Source organism: Erythrobacter ani, assembly GCF_019204025.1.
GTDB classification, from domain to species: domain Bacteria; phylum Pseudomonadota; class Alphaproteobacteria; order Sphingomonadales; family Sphingomonadaceae; genus Erythrobacter; species Erythrobacter ani.
This window is the reverse complement of record NZ_JAGSPB010000001.1, coordinates 781,985-806,558: the sequence shown is the minus strand read 5'-3', so window position 1 is coordinate 806,558 and position 24,574 is coordinate 781,985. Positions and strand designations below refer to the sequence as shown.

The window sequence follows — 24,574 nt, the reverse complement described above, 5'->3', positions numbered from 1 at the left end:
CGAGCATGTTTTGCCGCTCGTCGAAAATCGCGAAATTGGGTGTTGCTGCCTGCGTGATCGCTTTGTCAGCACCATCGCTCGCGGGATCGTTTGCTTACGCCGAGCTGGACAGCAACGGTCAGATCACGAGCGATATCGCGGGCGAGGACGAGCCGGGTGCGCTTTACGAGGCCGGGTCGATCGGCAAGTTCGTTTGCACACTGGCGGCGCTGCGTCTCGCGGATCGAGGCGTCTTGTCCATCGACGACACGATAGGCCAATTGCTGCCGCGATTTGCCGACACCGCCATCGCTCCGATCAAATTGCGAGATGTGCTCGCCAGTCGCAGTGCAATTTCCGACGGCTTGCTGCCCGCGCTTCAGGCGGATCCGCAAGCGGTCATGTCGACGCCGGATGCCGCGACCGCCGTTGAACGGTATGCGACCGGCGATCTGAATGGCGCCTCCGGGAGCCGGTGGTCTTACGATCTCGTCAATTGGGTGGTCGTCCAGGCCGTCATCGAGAAGCAAACGGACCGCCCGATCGCCTCGGTCATGGATGAGTTGGTCATCCAGCCCGCAGGTCTGGGGGACAGCCGCGTCTTCGTCAGGCAAATTGGGCCGGGTGCCCAGACCCCTGCGTCGCCGCCGCGCCCACTGCCGGGGTTCCTTACATGCGCGGGCGGTCTTGCCAGCACGCCGCGCGACCTCATCGCCTTGGCACGGTTTCCCCACAAGGGCGGGCTGACTGCCGGTTCGCTCGAGCAGTTGACGACCATCACGGCGCCTGAAGAAGGCTACACCCTCGGCGGCCGGTTTCTTCAAACGAGCGCCGGGCAGTTGCTCAGCTGGCAGAGCGGAAGCAACGGTGCCTACAAATCGGTCGTCACCTATGATCCTTCGACCGATACCGGCTTTGCGGCGATGACCGCCAGCGGATCGAATGAAAGCATTCAGGCGGCCCGCACCGAATGGATGGAGCGCCGCACGCGCTGATGCAACTTCCCCTCGGCTCCGATCCCCGCACCGAGACACTGCGCATAGCGCAGGCGGCGCTGATCGAGCGGTTCGGACGGATCATCCGCCCTGGCGACAAGCGCAGGTCGCCCGAATGGGTTCTGGTTCACGGCGTGATCGGCGCGCAGACCAGGACGGCGGCGTCCAATGCTTCGACGGATGCGCTGCTCGCCGACTACGAATCGTGGGAGACCGTGGCTGCGCTACCGGTTGAAGAGCTAAAGGCGCGCCTGATACGCCAGACTTTCCCGAGCGTCGCGGCGACGCGTTTGAAAGACTGCCTGAACCGTATCATCGAACTGCGCGGCAGCGTGGATTTGCGCCACCTGTCCAATCTCGAAACGGCCGATGCGATCGCATGGCTCGAAACCCTGCCAGGTGTCGCGCGCAAGATCGCCGCCGGAGTGATGAATACGAGCGTATTCAACCGCCGCGCGATGGTGATCGACGGGCATCATCGGCGCATTATGCAGCGCATGGGGATCGTGCCGGCCAAGGCGGATACCGCGCGTACCTATGATGCGCTGATGCCGGTCCTTCCGCAGGAGTGGACTGCGGAGGATATGGACGAACATCACCTGTTGCTGAAAAAGCTTGGCCAGACCTATTGTCGCCCCCGCAAACCGCATTGCGAAGAATGCCCCGTGCGCCCCGATTGCGCGACGGGAACCGGCAAGGAGGCCGTTCGCTGAATACCTATGCTCAGCGAACAGCAGATCGAGGAAGTCTATTGCAAATTGTCTGACGCGATGCCGGGCCGCACGAAAAATGCGAAGGGCCCCAAGGGCCAGCCAGACGCATTCCGCTCCTGCATTTCCTGCATGCTCTCCGCCCAATCGCTGGATCGCAATACGGCGGCGGCGACCAGGGCTCTCTTCAAGCTTGCGAAGACCCCGAAAGACATGCTGGCGCTCGACGACGAGGCGATAGCGCAGGCGATCAAGCCATGCGGGCTCTACAACAACAAGACGAGGAATATCCGCAAGTTCTGCACGGCATTGCTCGATGACCATGGCGGCGTGGTCCCGGACACTCGCGAAGGATTGATGAGCCTGCCGGGGATCGGCCGCAAATGTGCGGACATCGTGATGAGTTTTACTTTCGGCGAAGACGTGATCGCGGTCGATACCCATGTGCACCGGGTCTGCAACCGGATCGGACTGACAGAGGCCAAGACTGCGGAAAAGACCGCCGCGCAACTCGAAGAGCGGAGCCCCGAATGGGCACTGCGCGACGGGCATTTCTGGCTGATCCAGTTCGGGAAGAAAGTGTGCCGGGCGCGTATTCCCAAATGCGAAATCTGCGTCGTGAGCGACCTGTGCGAGACCGGCCCGATAACGCGAGATGCAAAAGGCAATCCGGCCAGCTAGGTAACTTTCGCAAGGATCTGCGCGAAGCACGCAGTCCTGTTCAGGAGAAACCCGATGCGGGGCGCCCCCCTCACCTTGACCCTTGCGACATTTGCGATAATGGCATTTGCCGGTAATTCTCTGCTCGCGCGGGCAGCCCTTGCCGATGGAGCGATCGAGGCAGGGGCTTATTCGGCGATCCGCCTTGCCGCAGGCGCGATCGTTCTCCTGCCATTGATCGGCACCAGGCCCGGCCTGAAAGACGCGCCCGGAGCGGTATCGCTCGCCATTTACGTCGCCGGATTCTCTCTCGCCTATCTCAGCCTCGGTGCGGGGGTGGGTGCTCTCATCCTGTTTGCATGTGTCCAGGCGACGATCATCGCCGCCGGTTATTTCCGCGGGGAAAGTCTGAGTATGCCGGGATGGCTTGGCCTTATGCTCGCCTCTGCCGGTCTGTTCGTGTTGCTCGCACCGGGAGGCGAGGAGACGAACTTCACCGCCGCAGCGCTCATGGCTGTCGCTGGGATTGCGTGGGGCACTTACACACTCATCGGCCGATCCAGCGGTGATGCTACCGGCAGCACGGCGCGCAATTTTCTGCTCGCAACACCCTTGGTCCTGCCGATGCTGTGGTTCGATAGCGGGATGCCGAGCTGGCATGGTGTGCTTCTCGCCTTGACATCCGGCGCGGTGACATCCGGGCTGGGGTATGTGCTCTGGTACAAGGTGACGCCCCGCCTGGGCCTCGGGACAGTGGCGACAGTTCAGCTTGCCACCCCGGTGATGGCCGCACTCGGCGCTGCGGCGCTGCTATCCGAGCCGCTCACCTTGCGATTGGCCGTCGGCGCCGCCGCAATTATCGGAGGGATCGTGCTGACATTGCTGAAGCCGGGGAAGACGGCGGGGTAAGTCGCCCTGCTGACGCTACGGTTTCCGCCCCCCTCAAAACCGAGCTTGCAAGGCCAGCCATTCTCCGCTTCTCTCCCGCCTGAAAAGCCACTCACGGGAGATCAGAAGACATGAAAACCGCCATCACTGAAATGTTCGGCATCCAGCATCCCATCATCCAGGGCGGCATGCATTATGTCGGCTTTGCCGAAATGGCGGCGGCGGTTTCCAATGCGGGCGGACTGGGCATAATCACCGGCCTGACTCAAGGCACGCCCGAAAAGCTCGCGAACGAAATCGCGCGATGCCACGACATGACGGATAAGCCGTTCGGTGTGAACCTCACGATCCTGCCGACACTGACGCCGCCCGATTACCCGGGCCTCGTGAAGGCGGTGATCGACGGCGGCGTGAAAGTGGTCGAGACTGCCGGACGCAATCCGGTCGAGCTGCTCGGCCCGCTGAAAGATGCCGGGATCAAGGTGATCCACAAATGCACCAGTGTGCGGCATTCCCTGAAAGCGCAGGAAATCGGCTGTGACGCGGTTAGCGTGGACGGCTTCGAATGCGGCGGCCATCCCGGTGAGGACGACATTCCCAACTTCATCCTGCTGCCCCGCGCTGCCGATGAGCTGGAAATTCCGTTCGTCTCCAGCGGCGGAATGGCTGACGGGCGTAGCCTCGTGGCGAGCCTGGCCATGGGCGCGCAGGGGATGAACATGGGAACTCGCTTCATCGCAACGAAGGAAGCGCCGGTTCATGAGAATGTGAAGAAGGCGATCGTCGAGGCGTCCGAGCTCGACACGCGCCTCGTGATGCGCCCGCTGCGAAACACCGAAAGGGTGCTTCACAACGAGGCGGTCGACCGTCTGCTCGAAAAGGAGAAAGAGCTGGGCGATGCAATCACGATCCAGGACATCCTGCCCGAGGTCGCCGGCGTCTACCCGTCGATCATGATGGAAGGCAATATGGACAAGGGCGCGTGGAGCTGCGGCATGGTCGCAGGCCTCATCAACGACATTCCCACCTGCCAGGAATTGATCGACAATATTATGAGCCAAGCCGAGGAAATCCTTGGACGAATGACCGCCATGTCGAAAGGTTAACACCGGACTTCCCTCGGTAAAACCGCGCCAACATGGTGGTTCTACCTATCAGGGTATCAAGACCTCTTTAGGCCGGCCCTCCCTAGTTTTCTCGAACCCGGACAGCCGCCGTCATACGGACTGCCCTCCGGGTGTAGGGATCGATTTGGGGACTGAAATTCGGACACGTGCGCGTGGGCCGGGGAGGGAGCTTTATGGTACAGAATTTATCGCTCGAAATGTGGCTCTTGCTGTTTGCAGGGGTGAATATCTTGAGCTGCTTGTCAGGCGAAATCTACGGAACCTGGCGCATGGGAAAGCAACTGGAGGCTATCGAAGCGGACCAGCTTTCGGACGGCTCGACACTGATATTACAGAAAGTCTCGAAAGTCGCATCAACAACGCGGGCGGCGCGCTTACCGCTTTCCGGTTACGGGAATATACAGCGAAATCCTAAAGCCAGTTCACACTTGGCATCGGATTTGCCCGGCCTTGATGAGATGCATCGCAAAATGCGGACGCCACGCACCCGTTCGCGTAGCCGAAGCGATACGTGGCCCCTCTGGGAGTGGAATGAAGTCGCATCAGGCGAAGCCCAGGCGCAGGTGATCGAGCGTTACCGTAGCTCGATCCGGAAATTGGACGCAGAAGCTGCTCCGCTCGGGCAAAGGAGCGACTTCGAAAGCTTGCCTGCGCGAACAGAAGTCACGCCCGAACCGAATCGGACGCAGAACCATCTCGCCGCAAAATCAGCCGCGCAGATGGAAAGCGTCGGCATCAGCTGGTGAGAGAGCAGGCGGGGCCAGTGTGCCTAGCTGGCCTCGTCAGCCTGCTCGACCCGTGTGTACGGGATGAAATCCTCGAAAAACACCGCGCCGGAGAAAAATCCGGTCAGACGGTCGACCGTGGTTGCGGTATCGAGCCGGCAGAGCCGGGTTCCGTTGAATTGCTGCGAAATGATGACGTCGCTGCGGTCGATCTGTTCGGGATTCCGCGTGCGCTGAACATAGATCGTCTTGCCGCGGCCATAGACATAGGCCGTGTTTTCGATGGTGCGCAGCGGACTGTTCAAGCGGTTGCGGATGCAGTTCACAGGCTCACCCGCCACGCGCCCTTCGAGCAATTTCGCGAGTTTTTTCTCACCCTTGCTCAATTCTTCAACCTGCGTTTCGGTCTCGACCGGCTCGTCTGCCGCGGCGGGAGCGCTGGCGATCATGGCGAGCGCTGCAGCGGTGCCTGCGCAAGCAGATGCGATCGGGGTTTTGGGAAGGAAGCGTGTGCGGGGCATGGCATTCTCCTTGAGTCTGACTCAGATGATACACCAATTCGCGCCTTAATGCACGCTGACCGGTGGCGCGTGCCCGTTCGGCCGTGCGCCGGATCAACGGTGGCCGGGATCTGCGCCCTCGGAGATATCGGGTAGCTGCGACTGGTCGACACCGTCGGCTGGACCGCCTTTCAACACGAACCGGCGGTCGCAATATCCGCAATCGACATATCCGTGTTCGTCGATCTCCAGATAGATGCGCGGATGGCCGAGCGCGGCGGGACGATAATCCTTGCCGCCGCGAATGCCACTCGCACCGTCGCAGCTCACACGTCTGGTTTCGACCATCAGCACTTCGGGAGGAGGTATGTTCATAGGGAGGCGGATAATCGCGAGCGCGGCCGAATTCAATTGCTGTTTGCGCTAAATCGCCTCCCATCCTAGGGCGGCAATCATGCCGACACCGCCCGCAATCCGCATCAACAACCTCGTCAAACGCTATGCCGCGCCGAAGGGCGCCAAGGGCGAAGAGGCGGAAGGAAAGCTGGCGCTCAATGGTGTGAGCTTCGATGTTCCCGAAGGCTCGATTTTCGGACTTCTGGGTCCAAATGGCGCAGGCAAATCGACGCTCATCAACATTCTGGCCGGATTGGTGAACAAGACGGGCGGATCGGCGGAGATATGGGGCTTTGACATCGATACCCAGCGGCGCAATGCGAGCCGCGCGATTGGCATCGTCCCGCAGGAAATCGTGTTCGATCCGTTTTTCACGCCATACGAAGTGCTTGAAAACCAAGGCGGGTTTTACGGCATTCCGGGCAAAGATCGACGCAGTGAAGAATTGCTCGCCGCCGTGCGCCTTGCCGATAAGCGCAACGCCTATGCCCGCACATTGTCGGGCGGGATGAAGCGTCGGCTGCTGGTGGCCAAGGCGATGGTCCATTCGCCGCCGATCCTCGTCCTCGATGAACCCACCGCAGGCGTCGATGTCGAATTGCGCCGCCAGTTGTGGGAGCTGGTCACCGAGATGAACCGCGAGGGCGTGACGGTGGTGCTGACAACGCATTACCTCGAAGAGGCCGAGGAACTGTGCGATCGGATCGCGATCATCAATCACGGCGAGCTGATCGCGAACAAGCCGACCCGCGAACTGATCGAGATGGCGCGTGAGAAGATCGTCCGGGTGGAAACCGAGGCCGATATTGCCGTCACGCCCGCTCACGAGACCTTCACCAAGGTCGAACGGCTGGACGACCGCGCTCTCGAGGTGACCTACGACAAGGATAGACTGAGCGCGGGGCAGGTGCTCGCCATCCTTCAGGACCAAGGGTTGACGATCGAGGATGTCACCACGCGGGAAGCCGATCTCGAAGACGTGTTCGTCCAGCTCACGGGCACTCAATAAATCAAGGTATTACTGCCAAATCGCATGTGATTCTCCTGCTGCCGGGCGCTAGGATTGCGCCTGATGGTCATCGCAGGAACATCTTGAACAAGCCGCAAACCTTCCGGAATGCAGGCGGTCGCCATGGCGCTGGCAGAGCAGCTGGCGCCGATGGTGCCATAATCGCTGCGCGCCTGGCAGACGGGTCGAGACTGCATTTCCTCGACACGATCAGAGCGGCCGCTATGCTCCTGGGCATCCCGTTTCATGCGGCGCTGATCTACGCGGCAGGCCCGAGCTGGTTCGTTTCGTCGGATGTCAGCCATGTCGCCTATAGCTATTTCGGCGGCATTTCGAGCGGCGTGCGCATGCCGCTTTTCTTCTGTGTTGCAGGCATGCTCAGCGCGATTGTTCTCGAGCAGCGCGATCCGCGCGCATGGCTGCGCAAAAGGTTCTTCCGCCTCGGGCTCCCCCTGCTCGCGGCGACCTTGCTCATCGGCCCCGCAGTCATGCTGGCCAAAGCAAACATAGACCCATCACCGGGCGCTTTCGATCGGTGGATCGCCCTCATGTCGACGCCGGGGAAAGACTGGGTAGGGCACCTCTGGTTCCTGCAGGTGCTGATCGGCTGTTCGGCTCTGGCAGCTGTTCTGGCTTTGCTAAAAGGCCGGGGCGACAGCCAGGGCGAGGATGCGTCCAGCAAACTTGGCTTTCTCCAATCGATCAGACCGACTCTCGGCTTTTTCCTCTTGGCCGGTGTTGCGGTTTCGCTCTGGCGGCTGGGCGTGAACGGCGTTTTCTATTTCGGCGAAACCCGGCTTGGACTGGGCGGGTGGCTGCACGAGACCGTGCGGCTTGAAGCCCTGCTCGAATACACGCCCTATTTCATTATCGGACTCATCCTCGCCGGAAGACCGATCATGAAGTCCGGCAAGACAGCGGCCGCTTGGGCTCTCTTGGCGGTGTGCGGCGCTGTCTATGCGTCCGTATGGATGACACCGGAGGTGCCGGCACGTGTCATGAAATACATCGTGCTTGGGCCGTTTAGTGTCCTTGGATCGATCCTGGTACTCGACGTCTTGCGCGGAGTGATATCGCGCCGCTCCGCCGTGACCGATTACTTCGTCCGCGCCTCCTACAATGTCTATCTCTTTCACTATCCGATCGTCGTCGGGCTCGGTGTGTATTTCCTCCGGATCGATCTCCCGATCCATCTGGAATTCGTCACGATCGTGATGGTCACACTTCTGGTAACGCTGGCGATCGACGCGATTATCCGGCGGACAGCCTTGCTTGAGCTGCTTTTCAACGGAGTGTTGCAAGAAAAACGCTTTTCCATCAGGTGATGCTCATGCCTTGGGCAGCAATTCGAGATGCTGCTCGGCCAGGAGGGAGCGAACGCATGCAATTTGCCGGTTGGTTGGGAATGTTCGCTGCAAGCACGGCGGTGTTGGCAGGGTGCAACGGGACGGACGCAGCCGATCAAAGCGTCGCGGCGTCACAGCTCGCGGCCGATGAATGCCCATCCGAAGGTGTAGCTTTGCAAGTTCTGGGCAGCGGCGGTCCGATTGCCGAAGCGGCCCGGGCGGGCACATCTTACCTGCTCTGGATCGACGGGGAGCCGCGCCTGCTGATTGACGCAGGCGCCGGCAGTTTCCTGCGTTTCGCCGAAGCGGGCGGCAATCTGGCCACGCTCGATGCGATACTCCTCACCCATCTTCATGCGGATCATGCCGGAGACCTCGCGGGCATTCTCAATTCGGGCGGGTTCGAGGGGCGTACCGATCCGCTGCCCGTCATCGGCCCGGATGCCGCGCCGCGGTTTCCCGGCACGAGCGAGTTCCTCGAACGGTTGATGTCCAAGGAAGGCGGCGCATTCGCCTACAATGGCGGTTATCTCGACGGAACGGAGAACAAGCCGCTGCTGCGAGCGCGCGACATTACCACGGCAGACGGCAGCGGCGAAGCGTCAGTGCTCGATATCTCCGACGACTTCTCTGTGACGGCGCACCCGGTCAATCACGGAGTGGTGCCCGCGCTGGGATACGTCATAGAAGCGGGCGGCAAGTCCGTTGTGATCACAGGCGATCAAAGCGCGGCGAGCACCCTGTTTGCTGAACGCCTTGCGGCCACCCGGCCAGCGATCCTGTTCGCGCATCATGTGATCAACGGTGAGCAGGGGCAGCCGCGCGGCCTGCACCGTACCCCTTCTGAAATCGGAGAGCTGGCAGGTGTGATGGAACCCGATCAGCTGGTTCTTACCCACAATATGAACCGGTCGCTCAGCCGGATCGATGACAGCCGCGCTGCCATTGGAGAAAGCTATTCGGGAAACATCAGCGTCGCTGCTGACCTCGATTGCTACCCGTTTTGACGGGGAACGCGGCGATCTGACCAATCTGAGCTGGCAGCTGCGAGCTAATCGCCGCGCAGGCGCTCGATATCCTGACGCAGCTGGCTCTTGCGAAAGCCTCCGCCCGATATCAGTCGCTTCCAGTCGGAAAGGTGGTCGAAATGCTGCAATTGGCGATGATAGTAATTGACGTATTCGAGCGCGGCGAGGGTAGCGGAAGCGGTCGCGACCCATCTATCTGCGAGGCCAAGAGCGAGACCTTCGATAGTCCATGCAACTATAGCGCATGCGATCGCCAGCGCACTGGCAACAAGCATGGGCCTATCAAGCGCAGCGATCCTTTCGATCGTCTGGTCCGGTGATGCGCCATGTTCAATGTGGTGCAGCTTCGCGCGCCAATAGATTGCTCCGATAGCGAGCAACGCCATCATCGGAGCCATGGCGATGATCGAAAGAATGCCGATCTTGCCGCCCGCCAGGAACAGCATGATCCCAGGCACGAACACCACGTTACCCGCCTCCATTTTCCAATATCCCGAAAGCCGCGCAATCAGCGCCTGACGGTTCGAAGGGGGATGCGATTTGGCCATCGCAGCGGCCTGACGCGCAATCCGCTTCGTTTCAAGTGCTCTCTGCCAAAGCAGGTTTGCAAAACCGGACCGGTCTTCGCAATTCACGCTCTTTGCTTGCCCGGTTCGGCGGTTCTCGGCATGACGCGCCCATGAACCACGCAGAATACGATGTCGTCATTATCGGCTCCGGCGCTGCCGGCCTAACCGCAGCGCTCGAACTGGCGGAATCGAAACGCGTCCTCGTGCTGGCGAAAGGGACGTTGACGGGCGGATCGACGGCGTGGGCGCAGGGCGGGATCGCTGCCGTGCTCGATGCGGGCGATACGTTCGACAACCATGTGCGCGACACTATGGTGGCGGGCGCGGGCCTCAATGACCTTGAGACGGTCGAATTCGTGATCGAGCGCGCGCCTGCCAGTATCGATCGGCTGTGCGAACTCGGCGTACCCTTCAACCGCGACGAGGATTCGCTGCACCTCACCCGCGAAGGCGGCCATTCGCACCGCCGCATCGTCCATGTCGATGATGCGACCGGCTGGGCTGTGCAGGAAGCGCTGCTGAAAGCTGCCGATGCGAGCCCCAATATCACCATGCTCGCCGGGCGCACCTGCATCGATTTCATCACCGATCGCCACCGGGAGAAATTCTCGGCCGCCGGGCGGGTCTGGGGCGTCTATGCACTCAACGAGGAAACGGGGCGGGTCGAACGGCACATTGCGAGAGCCACGATCCTTGCCGCAGGCGGAGCAGGGCGCGTGTACCAGTTCTCCACCGCGCCGCGCGGCGCAACGGGAGACGGCATCGCAATGGCATGGCGCGCAGGGTCACGGGTCTCCAACATGGAGATGATGCAGTTCCACCCGACCTGCCTCTACAATCTCGAGGTCAAGAATTTCCTCATCACAGAGGCCGTCCGCGGCGAGGGCGGACATCTGCTGCATCCCGAGACAGGACACCGGTTCATGCAGGATTACGATGCCGAGCGGATGGAACTCGCCCCGCGCGATGTCGTCGCCCGCGCGATCGACGATCAGATCAAGCGGTTCGGGCTCGATTACGTCCACCTCGATATCAGCCATCAGCCCGCCGAGTTTGTGACCGAGCATTTCCCCACGATCCACGAAAAGCTGTCCGGGCTTGGCATCGACATGACCAGGGAGCCGATCCCGGTCGTTCCGGCGCAGCATTATACCTGTGGCGGCGTGGTGGTCGATTTGTACGCCCGCACCGACTTGCCGGGCCTATGGGCGGCAGGCGAAGTGACCGAGAGCGGGTTGCACGGCGCAAACCGCCTCGCGTCCAATTCCCTGCTCGAATGCTTCGTCTTTGGCGAGGCCGCAGCCAGCGATATCCTGACCATGTGGGACGAGCTTGAAGAGCCGCCCGCGATCCTCCCGTGGGATGAAAGCCGCGTGACCGATTCCGATGAGGAGGTCGTTATCAAGCAGAACTGGACGGAAATCCGCCGCTTCATGTGGAATTATGTCGGGATCGTGCGCACCACGAAAAGGATGGAACGCGCCCGCAATCGCATCGCGCTCCTGAAAAAGGAGGTCGAGGATTACTACGGCAGTTTTCGGGTGACGACCGATCTGATCGAGCTGAGAAACCTGCTTCAATCAGCCGAGCTGATCGTCGACAGCGCGCTCAACCGCGAGGAAAGCCGCGGCCTGCACTACACGCTCGACTACCCGGAAACCGATGAAAAGCCGCGAGATACGGTGCTGGTGCCCTGACTATGGCTCGTCGGCGTCGCGATACCGCTTTACCCCCGCCATTCCTCAAGCGTGTCTGGCTTCCCGAGCGCGAGGAGCAGGAAGGGCCGGACGAGGTCGACTGGGACCGCTATCCCTTCAATCTGCCGATGATCGGTAATTCGGGGATTGATATAGCGTTCGATAGCCCGATCACGATCATCGTCGGCGAAAACGGCTCCGGCAAATCGACCATTCTGGAGGCGATCGCTCATGCTTGCGGATTCAGCGACAAAGGCGGCGCGCAGCAAATGGGTGCGGTCTCCCAATCCATTGCTCACGACACAGATGGCGGTGCCCTGGGAGAGTTGCTCAAAACCTCTTGGCTTCCGCAGGTCCGCAATGGCTGGTTCTTTCGCGCCGAAACGTTCTTCGATGTCGCCCGGTATCTTGACGAGGCGTCGATCGAATCTGGAAAGACACCTCCTCAGTTTCTAAAGGCTTCGCACGGGCAGGGATTTCTGGGCTTTTTCGAGGAGCGATTGAACAATCAGGGTATCTATTTTTTCGACGAACCGGAATCCGCCCTCTCGCCTATGCGGCAATTCGACTTCCTGAAGATTCTGCGGCGAATGCAGCGCGAGGGCAAAACGCAAGTCATCATGGCAACCCACTCACCGATCCTGATGGCGCTGCCTGACGCCGCCTTGTGGGATATCAGCCGTTTCGGCCTCCAACCGATCACTTTGGAGGATACCGAACACTTTCGCATCTACCGCGAATTCATGCTTTATCCGCATGACACCGTTGAGGCGATGATCGAGTAGATCGGTACAGACTGGAGCAAGGCGGCCCGCCCTATCGCCCTCACTTATGTTGGCTCGAAAGAAATTCCTCGCGGGCGTCGCAGCCGCACTGGCTTCTGCACCCGCTTCGGCGCAGGACGAACCCGCGCCGCCCACCCAAAACCAGATCGTCGTCACGGCTCAGCGATCCGGTGCGCCGATGTGGACGATCTATACCGAAACCGGCACCGTCGTTCTCGTCGGGGAAATCCGTGCCGTTCCCAAAAGCACGCCGTGGCAGCCGGACCGGCTTGAGGAAGCGACTGGCGAAGCGCAGCGGGTCATCATCCGCTCGCAGCCCAAAATCTCCCCCGGCGACATTTTCCGTCTGATTTTCCGAGGTGGGCGCTTCACCAAATTGCCGGACAAGACTGTCGCTGCCGACTATCTCGATGCGGCGCAGCTCGAACGGCTGGCCGCGCTCGAAGCCGAGTACGACAAGGATTATTCGCGCGGCAGCTTCCTGATGACGGCATTTGACCTGCTTGCGCGGCGGCTCGATTTCGACGACGACACCGGCGATGATGCGACCGATATCGTCAGGGAGGCGGCCGAAGATGCGGATGTCCCGATCGAACGACCCGCCCGGTTTCGCGGTGAGGACCTGCTCGACAATCTCGCCGAAGCCGAACCCGAAAGCCACATACCCTGTCTCGAGGCAGCGATGACCGCTACCGAAGCAGGACAGAGCATCATCGAAGCGCGCGGCGATGACTGGCGCCGCCTGGACGTCCCCGCGGTAATGGCCAATCCGCTCGAAATCGCGCTCGGCCAGTGCTGGCCGTGGGCTGATCGGCAATTGGGCGAGGAGATCAGAGGCATCTGGAGCGATGCGATCGAGAATGCCGCGCGCTCGGACGGCACCACTCTGGCTGTCGTCCCCCTTCGGGTCCTCGCTGAACAGGACGGCGTGCTGGATGAACTGGAAAATCGCGGATTTGAAATCGGCGGTCCGAACTGGCGTTGAGCCAATTTCTGCGATTACGCCGGTCGAGGCCGGTGAGCAGTTTATCGATGCACGAAGCTGTTGAGGCGACATAAAAAGCCTTCTGGCGATGCATAATTGTAATTTTCGTCCAATCTGGCATCCCTCCTATCGACGCGGTGAGCGGCACCTTGAAACCCCTTAAGGTGAAAGTGCGACATCCGCTCACCGCGTCTGATCGACCGACAGAGCCACTGCACGAGTGAACGGGACTGGTGTTCGGCAAGTCTTTGCGATCGGTCATCTTCGAGTTTTTTTTGAGAGGATGATCCAATGAAAGCCGTCACGAAAACCATCTCCGCTGCTGCGCTGGCTGCCGCCCTTGCGCTGCCGTTCTCCGCCCCTGCCCATGCTGGCGACAAGCCTGCCGCTGCATCCGATGATATCGTCGTCCGGTCGGCAAGCGCGATGGAGCAATGGCAGAAGGAAACCACGCAGGATTTGAACCGCGCGCTCGAAAGAGAGCCCATTTCCAGGAAAGTGCGTCCGAATAATGCCATTGTCGATGTGGCGTTCACCATGGGTGCGGACGGAAGTGCCGAAGACATCCGGGTGCTCGACGGGAAAGGGAACTGGGCGGCGCGCCGTGTCGCCCGCCATGCCGTCGGCAAGCTCGATACGTTGTCGGACGTCCCGGTGGTCAATCCCGAAGGCAAAAAGTTTCTCGCGCGGATCGTGTTCGCCGACAATCTTGAGATCAAGAAGCAGCTCTATGCCGAGATGAAGAGATCCCAGCCGGAGCGCTTCGCTGCTGGAAAGAGCAAATACATCCTGCTTGGCGGTTGAGGGAGGTACCAATCTCCTGACGCCGAGGCCGGCCCCCTAATCAGGGCCTGCGCGCCGCATCTCTCTGCCTCCAGTCCCGCTTGGTAAGTACCGAGGGGCAGGGCGGGTGCGGCGCGTTTTGGTGTCCGCTGTTCATTCGGGGACTTGGGTCATCGGCATTTTTCGGGCATCCCTCCTCTGGAAGAACCAATTTACGGAGTGAATGCATGCCGACCATCACCGCCAATGGCGTCGAATTGTTTTACGAAGAGCAGGGGAATGCGAACGACGATCCGATCCTGCTGGTGATGGGATTGGGTGCGCAGATGATCCTGTGGCCCGACGAATTTGTCGAAGCACTGAGGGGCCATGGCTACCGCGTCATCCGCTACGACAACCGCGATATCGGTCTTTCGCAGAAATTCGACGGTGCGAAGGCTCCGGGTCTCAAGACACAGGTTCTTCGCAAGCTTATCGGCTGGCCCGCAAAGGTTCCTTACACGCTCGCCGATATGGCCGCAGACGGCGCAGGGTTGCTCGACGCTTTGCAGATCGAGCGCGCGCATGTGGTCGGTGCATCGATGGGCGGAATGATCGCGCAGCTGATGGCGATCAATCACGCGGACAAGCTGCACTCGCTCACCTCGATCATGTCGACCACCGGTAACCGCAAGCTCCCGCAGGCAGACAAGCCCGCGATGGATGCGCTCATCGCGCCGCTCCCCTCGCTCGAGGAAGAAGACTTGGTGGCGCACGGGATCAAGGTACAGCAGGCGATCGGCAGCCCCGGCTTTCCCGCCGATCCCGAGCGCCGGCGTGAGCGCGTGACGAGGCTCGTCAGGCGCAGCGTCTATCCCGCAGGCCTTCCGCGCCAGCTCGCAGCGATCATCGACGATGGCGACAGGCGAGACCGTCTGAAATCCGTGACCACGCCGACCCTCGTGTTGCACGGAGAGGATGATCCGCTGGTGAAGCTTGAAGGTGGTAAGGACACCGCCGCGCATATTCCGGGTGCGAAGCTGGTAACGCTGCCGGGCTGGGGCCACGACCTGCCGCCGGAACTGATCGACCGGCTGGCTGAAGAGATAGCGGCCCATGCCAAGGCTGCGGCCCAGCAGAAGGCGGTCGCGGCCTAACCTTCGAGCAGGGCGAGTGAGCGGGCCAGATTGGCGCGCGCCTGGCTTTCGAAGCGGTCCTGCCCCCACGCACTGAAATAAAGCCGTTTGCGCTGCGAGAAATGGCGCAGAACCTTCGCTCGACCAGTGCGAAAGGCATCATCGGGCACGTGGGCATATTCGGCGCGGATCTGCTGTTCGTAAATGTCGAACCGGTCCGGAGCCGCGCCGAGTATGCCGAGATCCATGTCGAGGAAATGCGCGCAGTCGTCTCGGGCGGCGCCTGAAAGGTCGTTCGGCAGATGATGACCCTCCGTCGCCTCGATCATGCGGCGCGCGTTCGACAGGCTGGAGATCGGCATCGGCGGCGATATCTCGGTCAAGAGCGCTGCGCTGCGCCGTTCATTGTCGTTTGCGCGCGGATCGTAGACCGCGTCGTGGAACAGAATCGCATAGAGGACCGCCGCGCGATCACCGATCCGATCCTCGACGGACTCGAAACGGCCGAGCAGCGCTTCGATATGCGACCAGTCGTGATAGCGCCGCTGCGGTTCGCCGTGGCGCCGGCGCAGATCGCTGAGCAGTTCGGGCGGGACCGATTCGAGCATGCCGCGAGGTTACCTGCAATGCCGGGCGCCGTCGCCTCAATTCATCGCAGCGCCATTTTGCGGGAGAGGTTTGCGAGCTGCCGCCGAACCAATCCGGATTCGATTGTTGCGCGCCGAGATTCGATTGATTCACAAGTCCGCCAAACACCTTTTGCCCGCCAAAATTTTTTCGCAGATTCCTTTTTGGGGTTGCGCGTTCGACAAGCCTAGGAGTTCTGCCGCGTCGCGGCGTTGCACTTGGGTAATACACTGCATTCCGCCACGTAAACTTTTATGAATTTGGCATTTACCCTCTTGCGCGCGAGCGGCGCCTGATTCATCATTTAGTGGTTGTTCGGGGCTGCACACCCACAAGACCTAGTGATCGCAGCGCATCGACCCCATATGACCTAATGGGGCTTTTGCGCAGGGGATCGGAGTCTCAATTGTGGGGCGATGCAGCACTGGACGGGGAGATCATGGGGATAAGAAGCGGGACAGGCTGTGGCTTTCTTGCGGATATTCTGTTGATCGGTCTGTAGAGAACAGAATCGGAACATGCGCAATTCTTCGCTAGAAGGTCGCGTAGCGCCGATTCGGGGGAGACGAACGGGGCTGATATGGAATTTAAAGCGAGTGATAGCGTGCCGAACGAAGCAACAGGCGACGTGCTGACCGAATCAGACACGGCCGCGGCAACCGATGCCCCCGCCGCGAAAGCGCGCGCCAAGCAAACAAAGGCTGTAAGCATGAAGACGAGCGACAAGGGCAGCGAAGAGCTGGTCGCGGAAAAGGCCGGGGAAGCGCTCGCCAGTGCAATCGGCGAAGCGGCCAAAAGCGCTGCCGACAGCAGCAGCAAGAAAGTCAACGATCGCCGGTTCGACATCACGATCGATGAAAGCCGCGATGCGAACCTCACCGAATTCGGAAAGGAAACGCTGACCGATCGTTATCTCCTGCCGGGCGAGAAGTATCAGGATCTGTTTGCGCGCGTCGCCGATGCCTATGCCGACGATCAGGAGCACGCCCAGCGGCTCTACGATTACATCTCGAACCTGTGGTTCATGCCGGCAACGCCGGTCCTTTCGAATGGCGGCACATCGCGCGGCCTGCCGATCAGCTGCTATCTCAATTCCGTGTCCGACAGCCTCGACGGGATCGTCAACACCTGGAACGAGAATGTCTGGCTCGCCTCCAAGGGCGGCGGCATCGGCACCTATTGGGGCAATGTCCGCGGTATTGGCGAGCCGGTGGGCCTCAACGGCAAGACCAGCGGCATCATCCCGTTCGTGCGCGTCATGGATTCGCTCACCCTCGCGATTTCGCAAGGGTCGCTGCGGCGCGGGTCTGCGGCGTGCTATCTCGATGTCTCGCACCCGGAGATCGAGGAATTTCTCGAGATCCGCAAACCGAGCGGGGACTTCAACCGCAAGGCATTGAACCTGCACCACGGCGTGTTGCTGACCGATGCGTTCATGGAAGCGGTGCGCGACGGCGCCGAATTCGAACTCAAATCGCCCAAGACCGGCGAAGTTCGCGGCAAGGTCGATGCGCGTTCGCTGTTCCAGAAGTTGGTCGAATGCCGCCTTGCCACCGGCGAGCCCTACATCGTCTTCAACGATACCGTGAACCGCATGATGCCAAAGCATCACCGCGATCTCGGCCTGAAGGTCTCGACCTCCAACCTGTGCAGCGAAATCACCCTGCCAACGGGTGTCGATCACCTCGGCAACGATCGCACCGCCGTGTGCTGCCTCTCTTCGCTCAACCTGGAAAAATGGGATGAGTGGAACGGCGACAAGCAGTTCATCGAAGACGTGATGCGCATGCTCGACAATGTCCTGCAGGATTATATCGACCGCGCACCCGACGAGATGGCGCGCGCCAAATATTCCGCCGAGCGTGAACGTTCGGTTGGACTTGGCGTGATGGGCTTCCACTCCTTTCTCCAGCAAAAGGGGCTGGGTTTCGAAAGCGCGATGGCGAAGGCGCTGAACCTGAAAATGTTCAAGCATATTCAGGCCAAGGCGTCCGAGGCTTCGATGCTGCTCGCGCAGGAGCGCGGCCCATGCCCCGATGCGGCGGAAATGGGCGCGATGGAACGCTTTTCCTGCAAGATGGCGATCGCGCCGACCGCGTCGATCTCGATCATCTGCGGCGGCACATCGGCTTGTATCGAGCCGATCCCGGCGAACATCTACACGCACAAGACCCTGTCGGGCAGCTTCATCGTGAAGAACCCGTATCTGGAGAAGGTGCTCGACAAGAAATCGAAGAATTCGAACAATGTGTGGAATTCGATCCTGGAGCAGGGCGGCAGTGTCCAGCACCTCGACTTCCTCACCGCGGAGGAAAAGGCGAGCTTCAAGACCAGCTTCGAAATCGACCAGCGCTGGCTGCTGGAATTCGCTGCCGACCGCGCGCCATACATCGATCAGGCGCAGTCGCTGAACCTGTTCATCCCGGCTGATGTCGACAAGTGGGATCTGATGATGCTGCACTTCCAGGCGTGGGAGAAGGGTATCAAATCGCTCTATTACCTCCGCTCGAAATCGGTGCAGCGCGCAGGCTTTGCCGGCGGCGTCGAAGCGGACAACACCAAAGACGCTCCCGAAATCGCGCTGAAAGCCGAACTGGGCGAACAGCAGACCGATTACGAGGAATGCCTGAGCTGTCAGTGAGCCGGTCTAGGAACATCTGAGAAACCCCGCGAGGCGCTGGTCTCGCGGGGTTTTTCTTTGCCAGGCTCCAGCGTTTACGCCGATTTAAGCACCGCGCGCTAAGCCAGCGGGCACCATGCAGACCCGCAAGAAACCGCGCAAAACCATTACCCTTCCCGGCCGGTATTTCACCGGGCTCGGAAGTCCTGTCGATGTGATCCTGACCGAGCTTTCCGTCGGCGGGTGCCGCTTTCCGGCTTCGGGCAAGAAGCTGATCCCCGGTGCGCCGCTGCAGATCTATGTCGGCACCTCCGGTCCGCACCGCGCGAATATCCGGTGGGCGGAAAATGGTGAAGTCGGCGTGACCTTCACAGTCCCGCTGACCGAGCAGCAAATCAGCGAGTTCGACAGCAGCGATCTCCCCGCATTTTCCGGCAAGACCGGTGCCGATGAATTCGAAGAACTGCCCGGTGCGAGGCCGCACCGGTTCTGCTGATCGCGCCTGCCGGGAGCCGGCGATCCGAGGCCGTCCGCGCCTCTCGCACATCGCACCAATCTGTGGCATAACCTCCCCCTCGACACACGGAGAGGGAGGGCAAACAGACATGACGTCCACACTTTGGATCGGGCTCGCCGGGACCGTTTTGGGCCTGGCATTCCTCATCAACGCATACCGCACCTTGCGCGTGAGCATTCACGGCCACGCCGCCAATGCCGCGCGCATTCACATACCGGTGGTCATCATGTTTCTGCCGGTGCTGTGGTTCATCGTCGCGGTGAAATACTTCTCCGGATGAGCCGCCCGGCGACCGTACGGATCGGGGCGGCCTGCGCGCTCGCCCTGCTGGTATCGGCCTGCGCGTCGCAGATCGATGCCGGTGTCGGCGCGGGCGCGGATGTGCCCGGTTTCTGGTGGGGGCTGTGGCACGGGTTCGTATTCCCGTGGGCCTGGATCGGATCGCTGTTCAGCCCGGACATCGCGGTCTACGCCGTCCCCAACACCGGCGGCTGGTATGATTTCGGCTTTTTCGTGGGCGTCACCGTGCTGGGCGGGGGCAGTTTCTTCGGATCGAAAAAGCGCGGATCGGGATAGGGCGAGAGGTTCTCGCCGGAGGAAACGGCGGCCATCGGCCCGACTCGGATTTTGCACGGTTTATCCCCGCATGAATCTGTGTGCTTGCCTTCGAATCCGGGCTCTGATTCCCTATATGAGTCGTTCACGCCAGACAAAGGGACCACAACATGTCGTTGCTCGAAGCCAGAAAGACCTACAAGCCCTTCGAATATCCGTGGGCTTACGACTTCTGGAAACGCCAGCAGCAGATCCACTGGATGCCAGAAGAGGTGCCGCTGGGTGAGGATTGCCGCGACTGGGCGCAGAAAATCACCGAGCATGAGCGCAACCTGCTCACCCAGATCTTCCGCTTCTTCACCCAGGCCGATGTCGAGGTGCAGGATTGCTACCACGACAAATATGGCCGCGTGTTCAAGCCGACCGAGATCAAGATGATGCTCACCGCGTTCTCCAACATGGAGACGGTGCACATCGCGGCGTATTCGCACCTGCTCGACACGATCGGCATGCCCGAAAGCGAATACAGCGCCTTCCTCGATTACGAGGAGATGAAGGACAAGCACGATTACATGCAGCAATTCAGCGTCGACAGCGACGAGGATATTGCCCGCACGCTCGCCATGTTCGGCGGCTTCACCGAAGGGCTGCAGCTGTTCGCAAGCTTCGCGATGCTGATGAACTTCCCGCGCTTCAACAAGATGAAGGGCATGGGCCAGATCGTATCGTGGTCGGTCCGCGATGAAAGCCTCCACTGCGAAGGCATCATCAAGATGTTCCACACCTTCTGCGAGGAACGCAACTGCCTGACCAAGGCGGTGAAGGAAGACATCATCGATGTCTGTCAGAAGACCGTGCGGCTGGAAGATGCCTTCATCGACCTCGCGTTCGAAATGGGCCCGGTGAACGGGATGACCGCGACCGAGATCAAGCGCTACATCCGCTACATCGCCGATTGGCGGCTGAAACAGCTGGGCCTGCAGCCGGTCTACATGATCGAAGAGCACCCGCTGCCATGGCTCGCCCCGCTGCTGAACGGCGTGGAGCACGCGAACTTCTTCGAAACCCGCGCAACCGAATATTCGAAAGGCGCAACCACCGGCAACTGGAACGACGTGTGGTCAAGCTTCGACAAGCGCCAGAAAGCGAAAGCGGTCAACGAAGACGCCGAGGGCGAGGACGGCCCGGATATGTTTGAAGCGGCGGAGTGAGGGATTGTGCTCGAGCAATTCCGGGTTTCCGATTTTTTGGAGTGGCACGACAACAAGGCGCTTCTGATTAACCGCGAATTTCAGCGGGGGTCAGTATGGTCGGCCGCTGCGAAAATCATGCTGATTGACACAATTTTGAGAGATCTACCGGTTCCAAAAATCTACATGAGATCCTTCATTGATCGTGACTCAAAGCGCACACGCCGCGAAGTTGTCGATGGTCAGCAAAGGCTCCGAGCAATCATAGATTTTGCCGCAGATAAGATTACTCTGAGCAGTCGTGCAAAAGAGTTTGCTGGCAAAAAGTTCTCGACATTGGATGACGAGAAAAAAGATCGATTTCTTCAATATGCTCTCTCAGTAGACCATCTTGCGAATGCTGATGATCAGCTTGTCTTGGAAATATTTGCTCGCCTCAATTCCTATAACGTCAAACTAAATGCACCGGAACTTCGCCATGCCGAATTTCAGGGCGAATTCAAATGGTCTGCTCACGAAAAGGCGAACGAACTGTATGCTTTTTGGGAGCAAACAGGGCTGTTTAGCAAAGCTAGGATGGTGCGCATGTACCATACCTCATTTGTAGCTGAATTGTACGGCCTGCTTTTGCGGGGTGTTCAAGACGGCGGGCAGCCGAACGTTCGCAAACTCTACAGCCAATACGATGATCATAAAGACTTCGACAGGGAAGAAGTTGAGGGCGAATTCGACACAACTCTTAATTGGATAAAAGAGAATGTTTTGGAGGACATCGAAGGGTCTGCACTATTGCGCCCGGCACATTTTATTATGCTCTTTGCTGCTGTGGCGCACTGTGAGGTCGGAATTCCCCAAGGTGCGTTGGAGGATGACGAATTTGATGAAGACGCGGAAACCGATGCCGATATAAATGCTATCAGGGCTCGATTGAACGATCTCGCTGTTGCGATTGAGGCAGAGGATGAGCCTGAAGATCTCGCCGAATTTTGGAGCGCTTCGTCGTCATCAACTCAGAGAATAGCAAGCCGCAGGGTAAGATTTCCTCACTTTGTTGAAGCTATCTCTGGTGAGTGATGAGTGCCCGAGTGGCTCAAGAATTCCTTAGGAAAACGCATAAGCTGCTGACAGTATTTCCTAGCAGTCCTTCATTGGCTGCGTGGAATCGTGATACTCCCAAAGACGTTCAGCATAATGCGGCATATTGCATCATTGATCTAAACGATCTTTGGGGGGACTTCTGTCGCGAGCTTATCATTGACAACGCATCGGGGCACGCGACCGATCTCTCCGGAGTCCGGGTGCATCCTACTAACCGCTTTGGCCGGCGCGACATCTTGAATGCTGTGTCCAACAATCTTGGACACGAACCCAAATGGCATTCGGCTAAAGCGGCTGTCAAAGCCGAGAAAAAATGCGATTCGAACAAGAGCGCCCAGATTCAATTGGCACTATTTGCAACTTCATCGCCTGCTCCATTTATAAATACGGTCAGGAATTACTTCTGTCATCGAAGGTCGAACTGCCGCGAAAGGCTCGGTGCTCATTCCGCTTATGATAGTCGCATGAATTACGACGCTTATAGGATTGGTAATTTTCTCCGAGCGGACGGGCGACGAAACATTGAGTTTTGGATTGATGAGCTTCGGCTTATTGCAACTGCCTGCGCCGCCTAGCGTTAGTGTCAGGTGCAGCCTAGATGCTCAAGGCTAGCTACTCTGAGTGTAGGCAGACTTTGTGATGTATACCTAACGACGTTTTATCCCACCCAACAGCATCCGCGAGTACCACACATGCGCGGCTAACATCGCGCGCCAGCCCGACTGGTCGATCCCTCCAACCCACGATCCAAAGTAAAGGCGCGTCCCGCCCTCTCTCGGCTCCACGCAAAACCAGCTCGCAGTGTTGGTGTCCTTGCTTTCCAAAAGCGCTTGCGCGTTTTTTCGCGCTACCGCTCCGCTACTTGAGCGCGCGTCCTGCCGCTCCACCAGCTTCCACGCGCCGAACCGCTCCATCTCACCCCTCGCCAGCGCGCGGGCGTCGGCTCGGGAGGCGGGGGTGCCGAGGGCCTTCAGGATCAGGCGCTCGGGCAGGAATGCCATGCTGCAATAAAACCGCTCGATAAACCGCGCGAGCGTCACCTCGCGCCCTTCAATGTTGGGAACGTCTCGGACAAAACAATCGCGGTAATCACCCGGCCCGCCGAACTGGGCGAGCAGGCTGCCTTCGGGCACTTTGCAGGCGATTACCTTTGCCATGGCTCCCCGCATACGCCCTCATCGCAGGCACATCAAAAGCCCGTGCTTTGCACGGCCCAAAGCCCCCTTCTCGGAACATCACCCCGGCTCTCCGCGTTGAACGGGCAAACAGACACAACAGACAGGCTGACCATGACCACTCGTTTTCCCCTTACCGCCAAGCTGATGACCGCCGCCACGGCGGCGTCTTTCGCCCTCGCCGCGTGCACCGCCGAAACCGATGACAGAACCGCCGATACGGATGCGGGCGTCACCGCTCCCGCAGAAGGTGCCGATCTGACCGGCGCCGAAATCGAGCAGGCCGTGCCCGGTATCGAAGACGCCGATCCCGAAGGCGATACCGGCGTGACCGCCGATCTCGGCGAGGAAGAGAACGTCGAATACACCGACGATCCCGACAGCAACCGCGCAGCCGATACCGCCCGCGACTGATCCGGGCGCGCCGTTGCGGGCGCTCCTTCGCGGATTTTCCTACAGCCGGGCCGCCGTGATATCGCGGCAGGCCATGCTGGCGCCATTGACTTCGGACCCCTGCCCCCCTTCGCGCGCGTCCCCGCCGCGCGGAAGGGCGTTTGCTGTTGGAAAAGTGTCACCCATGCGCGGCATGCCTAACCCGCTCAAACCAAACGATAACCGCCCAAAAAACTGCATGACACTCTGGCAAATGTGTCAAGCGGTTTGGGCCCATTCGGCCAGGTGCCCGGCACATGGTCAGCATGATGACCGGAGCGTCGCCCATATATTCGGGCGGCGGCTTTCAGCCCCGCCCGCCGGGCCTGCACGCCTCTTGCGCAAAAAACATTGCCGAACAGCGGTTCTTGCGCGGCGCGATAACGCTTTTTTCATGTCCGGCCGCGATAGGGTGGCCTCGTTAATTCAATGGGGGTCTTCAATGGTTTTTCTGGAAGCAGTCGGCGGATGCGTGCTCGGCCTGATCGGCGGATTGTGCGTGTTTGCCTATGTCATGTAAGGCGCGGCTCCAGATCGGCTGACCCCGTCACGGCGGCGCATCGCGCGCGCTTTGACCCACATCAAAGACAGGTCCGGCAGCGCGCCATAAGCTCTCCTTCGAAAGCAAAGGAGAACGCCCGTATGTCCGCTCACACGCCGCATGAACTGCATGACGAGTTTCCGCACGACATCGAAGCGATGCATTGGCTGAAACTCGGCAATGCTCATTTCAGCAAGCTTGCCGACCATTACCATGCGCTCAACCGCGCGATCCACCGGTTTGAAACCGAAGTGGAGCGGTGCAGCGATTTCCATGTCGAGCGGCTGAAGAAACAGCGGCTCAACCTGCTCGATGAAATCGCGGTGATGCTCGAAGATACAGAGCCGGAGCCGATCCGTGCGTAGAGGGTTCGTTTCCCCCGGTCGCCGCCGCGCAAATCCCATCACTCAGCTCGCGCGGCGGCGGCGATTGCGGCATGCGGGCGTCGCAGCGATCGGCGCGGTGATTGCGGCGCGCAGGGCGGCCAAGGCGGCTCGGATGCTGGCGCGCAGAATGGGCTGA

General features: G+C 60.1%; 29 protein-coding genes. 23 read left to right on the top strand and 6 right to left on the bottom strand.

Annotated features, from left to right (window positions below; translation table 11 throughout):
- Positions 1-5 precede the first annotated feature (5 nt).
- The 6 genes from KCG45_RS03860 (at position 6) to KCG45_RS03835 (ending at position 5,105) form a co-directional block, all read left to right on the top strand.
- On the top strand, positions 6-974 hold the full coding sequence (locus KCG45_RS03860; protein WP_218315779.1) for a serine hydrolase domain-containing protein: 969 nt from the start codon (positions 6-8) through the stop codon (positions 972-974).
- Positions 974-1,687, top strand: coding sequence for an endonuclease III domain-containing protein (locus tag KCG45_RS03855; protein WP_218315778.1), 714 nt, complete (start codon positions 974-976; stop codon positions 1,685-1,687). The genes KCG45_RS03860 and KCG45_RS03855 overlap by 1 nt, the downstream gene beginning before the upstream one ends.
- A 6-nt stretch (positions 1,688-1,693) precedes the next feature.
- Positions 1,694-2,365, top strand: a complete 672-nt coding sequence (locus KCG45_RS03850) for an endonuclease III domain-containing protein (protein ID WP_218315777.1) — start codon at positions 1,694-1,696, stop codon at positions 2,363-2,365.
- Positions 2,366-2,419: 54 nt separating this feature from the next.
- The gene (locus tag KCG45_RS03845) at positions 2,420-3,253 is read left to right on the top strand and encodes a DMT family transporter (RefSeq protein WP_218315776.1); all 834 of its coding nucleotides are present in this window, start codon (positions 2,420-2,422) and stop codon (positions 3,251-3,253) included.
- Positions 3,254-3,363: 110 nt separating this feature from the next.
- Positions 3,364-4,338: an NAD(P)H-dependent flavin oxidoreductase gene (locus tag KCG45_RS03840; RefSeq protein WP_218315775.1), complete on the top strand. Its 975-nt coding sequence runs from the start codon at positions 3,364-3,366 to the stop codon at positions 4,336-4,338.
- Between the two features lie 167 nt (positions 4,339-4,505).
- A complete protein-coding gene (locus tag KCG45_RS03835; protein ID WP_218315774.1) occupies positions 4,506-5,105 on the top strand; it encodes a hypothetical protein in 600 nt (199 codons plus the stop codon).
- Positions 5,106-5,128: 23 nt separating this feature from the next.
- Here the strand turns inward: KCG45_RS03835 and KCG45_RS03830 are convergent, their stop codons facing one another.
- Positions 5,129-5,605, bottom strand: a complete 477-nt coding sequence (locus KCG45_RS03830) for a hypothetical protein (RefSeq protein ID WP_218315773.1) — start codon at positions 5,603-5,605, stop codon at positions 5,129-5,131.
- A 93-nt stretch (positions 5,606-5,698) separates the two neighbouring features.
- A complete protein-coding gene (locus tag KCG45_RS03825) occupies positions 5,699-5,959 on the bottom strand; it encodes a zinc-finger domain-containing protein (RefSeq protein WP_218315772.1) in 261 nt (86 codons plus the stop codon).
- 79 nt (positions 5,960-6,038) lie between these two features.
- Between KCG45_RS03825 and KCG45_RS03820 the strand changes: the two genes are divergently transcribed.
- From KCG45_RS03820 to KCG45_RS03810, 3 genes are all read left to right on the top strand, one after another.
- Positions 6,039-6,989 (top strand): ABC transporter ATP-binding protein, encoded by a 951-nt coding sequence (locus tag KCG45_RS03820; RefSeq protein WP_218315771.1) that lies wholly within the window; start codon positions 6,039-6,041, stop codon positions 6,987-6,989.
- A gap of 83 nt (positions 6,990-7,072) precedes the next feature.
- Positions 7,073-8,314, top strand: a complete 1,242-nt coding sequence (locus KCG45_RS03815) for an acyltransferase family protein (RefSeq protein ID WP_218315770.1) — start codon at positions 7,073-7,075, stop codon at positions 8,312-8,314.
- Between the two features lie 56 nt (positions 8,315-8,370).
- Positions 8,371-9,342, top strand: a complete 972-nt coding sequence (locus KCG45_RS03810) for an MBL fold metallo-hydrolase (protein ID WP_218315769.1) — start codon at positions 8,371-8,373, stop codon at positions 9,340-9,342.
- Between the two features lie 44 nt (positions 9,343-9,386).
- Here KCG45_RS03810 and KCG45_RS03805 read toward each other — a convergent pair whose 3' ends face one another.
- Positions 9,387-9,998 (bottom strand): hypothetical protein, encoded by a 612-nt coding sequence (locus KCG45_RS03805; protein ID WP_218315768.1) that lies wholly within the window; start codon positions 9,996-9,998, stop codon positions 9,387-9,389.
- Between the two features lie 44 nt (positions 9,999-10,042).
- Here KCG45_RS03805 and nadB point away from each other — a divergent pair, with 44 nt between their 5' ends.
- From nadB to KCG45_RS03780, 5 genes are all read left to right on the top strand, one after another.
- Positions 10,043-11,629: an L-aspartate oxidase gene (nadB, locus tag KCG45_RS03800; RefSeq protein ID WP_218315767.1), complete on the top strand. Its 1,587-nt coding sequence runs from the start codon at positions 10,043-10,045 to the stop codon at positions 11,627-11,629.
- A gap of 2 nt (positions 11,630-11,631) precedes the next feature.
- Positions 11,632-12,414 (top strand): AAA family ATPase, encoded by a 783-nt coding sequence (locus KCG45_RS03795; protein ID WP_218315766.1) that lies wholly within the window; start codon positions 11,632-11,634, stop codon positions 12,412-12,414.
- Between the two features lie 46 nt (positions 12,415-12,460).
- Positions 12,461-13,399 carry a TraB/GumN family protein gene (locus tag KCG45_RS03790; protein WP_255547935.1) on the top strand — a complete coding sequence of 313 codons (939 nt, stop codon included), beginning with the start codon at positions 12,461-12,463 and terminating at the stop codon, positions 13,397-13,399.
- Positions 13,400-13,690: 291 nt separating this feature from the next.
- Positions 13,691-14,203, top strand: coding sequence for a hypothetical protein (locus tag KCG45_RS03785; RefSeq protein ID WP_218315765.1), 513 nt, complete (start codon positions 13,691-13,693; stop codon positions 14,201-14,203).
- Positions 14,204-14,409: 206 nt separating this feature from the next.
- On the top strand, positions 14,410-15,318 hold the full coding sequence (locus tag KCG45_RS03780; RefSeq protein ID WP_218315764.1) for an alpha/beta fold hydrolase: 909 nt from the start codon (positions 14,410-14,412) through the stop codon (positions 15,316-15,318).
- Here KCG45_RS03780 and KCG45_RS03775 read toward each other — a convergent pair.
- Positions 15,315-15,905: an HD domain-containing protein gene (locus tag KCG45_RS03775; protein ID WP_218315763.1), complete on the bottom strand. Its 591-nt coding sequence runs from the start codon at positions 15,903-15,905 to the stop codon at positions 15,315-15,317. The genes KCG45_RS03780 and KCG45_RS03775 overlap by 4 nt on opposite strands.
- A 599-nt stretch (positions 15,906-16,504) precedes the next feature.
- Here KCG45_RS03775 and KCG45_RS03770 point away from each other — a divergent pair.
- The 7 genes from KCG45_RS03770 to KCG45_RS03740 all read left to right on the top strand — a co-directional run bounded on the left by KCG45_RS03770 (position 16,505) and on the right by KCG45_RS03740 (position 22,479).
- Positions 16,505-18,565, top strand: coding sequence for a ribonucleoside-diphosphate reductase subunit alpha (locus tag KCG45_RS03770; RefSeq protein WP_218315762.1), 2,061 nt, complete (start codon positions 16,505-16,507; stop codon positions 18,563-18,565).
- A 115-nt stretch (positions 18,566-18,680) separates the two neighbouring features.
- Entirely contained in the window at positions 18,681-19,040 is a 360-nt protein-coding gene (locus KCG45_RS03765) for a PilZ domain-containing protein (protein WP_218315761.1), read from the top strand.
- Between the two features lie 109 nt (positions 19,041-19,149).
- On the top strand, positions 19,150-19,341 hold the full coding sequence (locus KCG45_RS03760; RefSeq protein ID WP_190788360.1) for a hypothetical protein: 192 nt from the start codon (positions 19,150-19,152) through the stop codon (positions 19,339-19,341).
- A complete protein-coding gene (locus KCG45_RS03755; RefSeq protein ID WP_218315760.1) occupies positions 19,338-19,637 on the top strand; it encodes a hypothetical protein in 300 nt (99 codons plus the stop codon). Before KCG45_RS03760 ends, KCG45_RS03755 begins: the two co-directional genes overlap by 4 nt.
- Before the next feature lie 149 nt (positions 19,638-19,786).
- Positions 19,787-20,827 carry a ribonucleotide-diphosphate reductase subunit beta gene (locus KCG45_RS03750; protein ID WP_218315759.1) on the top strand — a complete coding sequence of 347 codons (1,041 nt, stop codon included), beginning with the start codon at positions 19,787-19,789 and terminating at the stop codon, positions 20,825-20,827.
- A gap of 6 nt (positions 20,828-20,833) precedes the next feature.
- Positions 20,834-21,880 carry a GmrSD restriction endonuclease domain-containing protein gene (locus tag KCG45_RS03745; protein ID WP_218315758.1) on the top strand — a complete coding sequence of 349 codons (1,047 nt, stop codon included), beginning with the start codon at positions 20,834-20,836 and terminating at the stop codon, positions 21,878-21,880.
- Positions 21,881-21,891: 11 nt separating this feature from the next.
- Entirely contained in the window at positions 21,892-22,479 is a 588-nt protein-coding gene (locus KCG45_RS03740; protein WP_218315757.1) for a hypothetical protein, read from the top strand.
- Between the two features lie 72 nt (positions 22,480-22,551).
- On the opposite strand, the gene KCG45_RS03735 is transcribed toward KCG45_RS03740, so the two are convergent.
- Positions 22,552-23,061: a hypothetical protein gene (locus KCG45_RS03735; RefSeq protein ID WP_218315756.1), complete on the bottom strand. Its 510-nt coding sequence runs from the start codon at positions 23,059-23,061 to the stop codon at positions 22,552-22,554.
- A gap of 132 nt (positions 23,062-23,193) precedes the next feature.
- On the opposite strand from KCG45_RS03735, the gene KCG45_RS03730 reads away from it, so the two are divergent.
- Positions 23,194-23,493 (top strand): hypothetical protein, encoded by a 300-nt coding sequence (locus KCG45_RS03730; protein ID WP_218315755.1) that lies wholly within the window; start codon positions 23,194-23,196, stop codon positions 23,491-23,493.
- Between the two features lie 39 nt (positions 23,494-23,532).
- Here the strand turns inward: KCG45_RS03730 and KCG45_RS15425 are convergent, their stop codons facing one another.
- Positions 23,533-23,658 (bottom strand): hypothetical protein, encoded by a 126-nt coding sequence (locus tag KCG45_RS15425; RefSeq protein ID WP_255547934.1) that lies wholly within the window; start codon positions 23,656-23,658, stop codon positions 23,533-23,535.
- A gap of 495 nt (positions 23,659-24,153) precedes the next feature.
- Here KCG45_RS15425 and KCG45_RS03725 point away from each other — a divergent pair, with 495 nt between their 5' ends.
- Positions 24,154-24,417 carry an HP1242/YdcH family protein gene (locus tag KCG45_RS03725; protein WP_218315754.1) on the top strand — a complete coding sequence of 88 codons (264 nt, stop codon included), beginning with the start codon at positions 24,154-24,156 and terminating at the stop codon, positions 24,415-24,417.
- Positions 24,418-24,574: the final 157 nt, after the last annotated feature.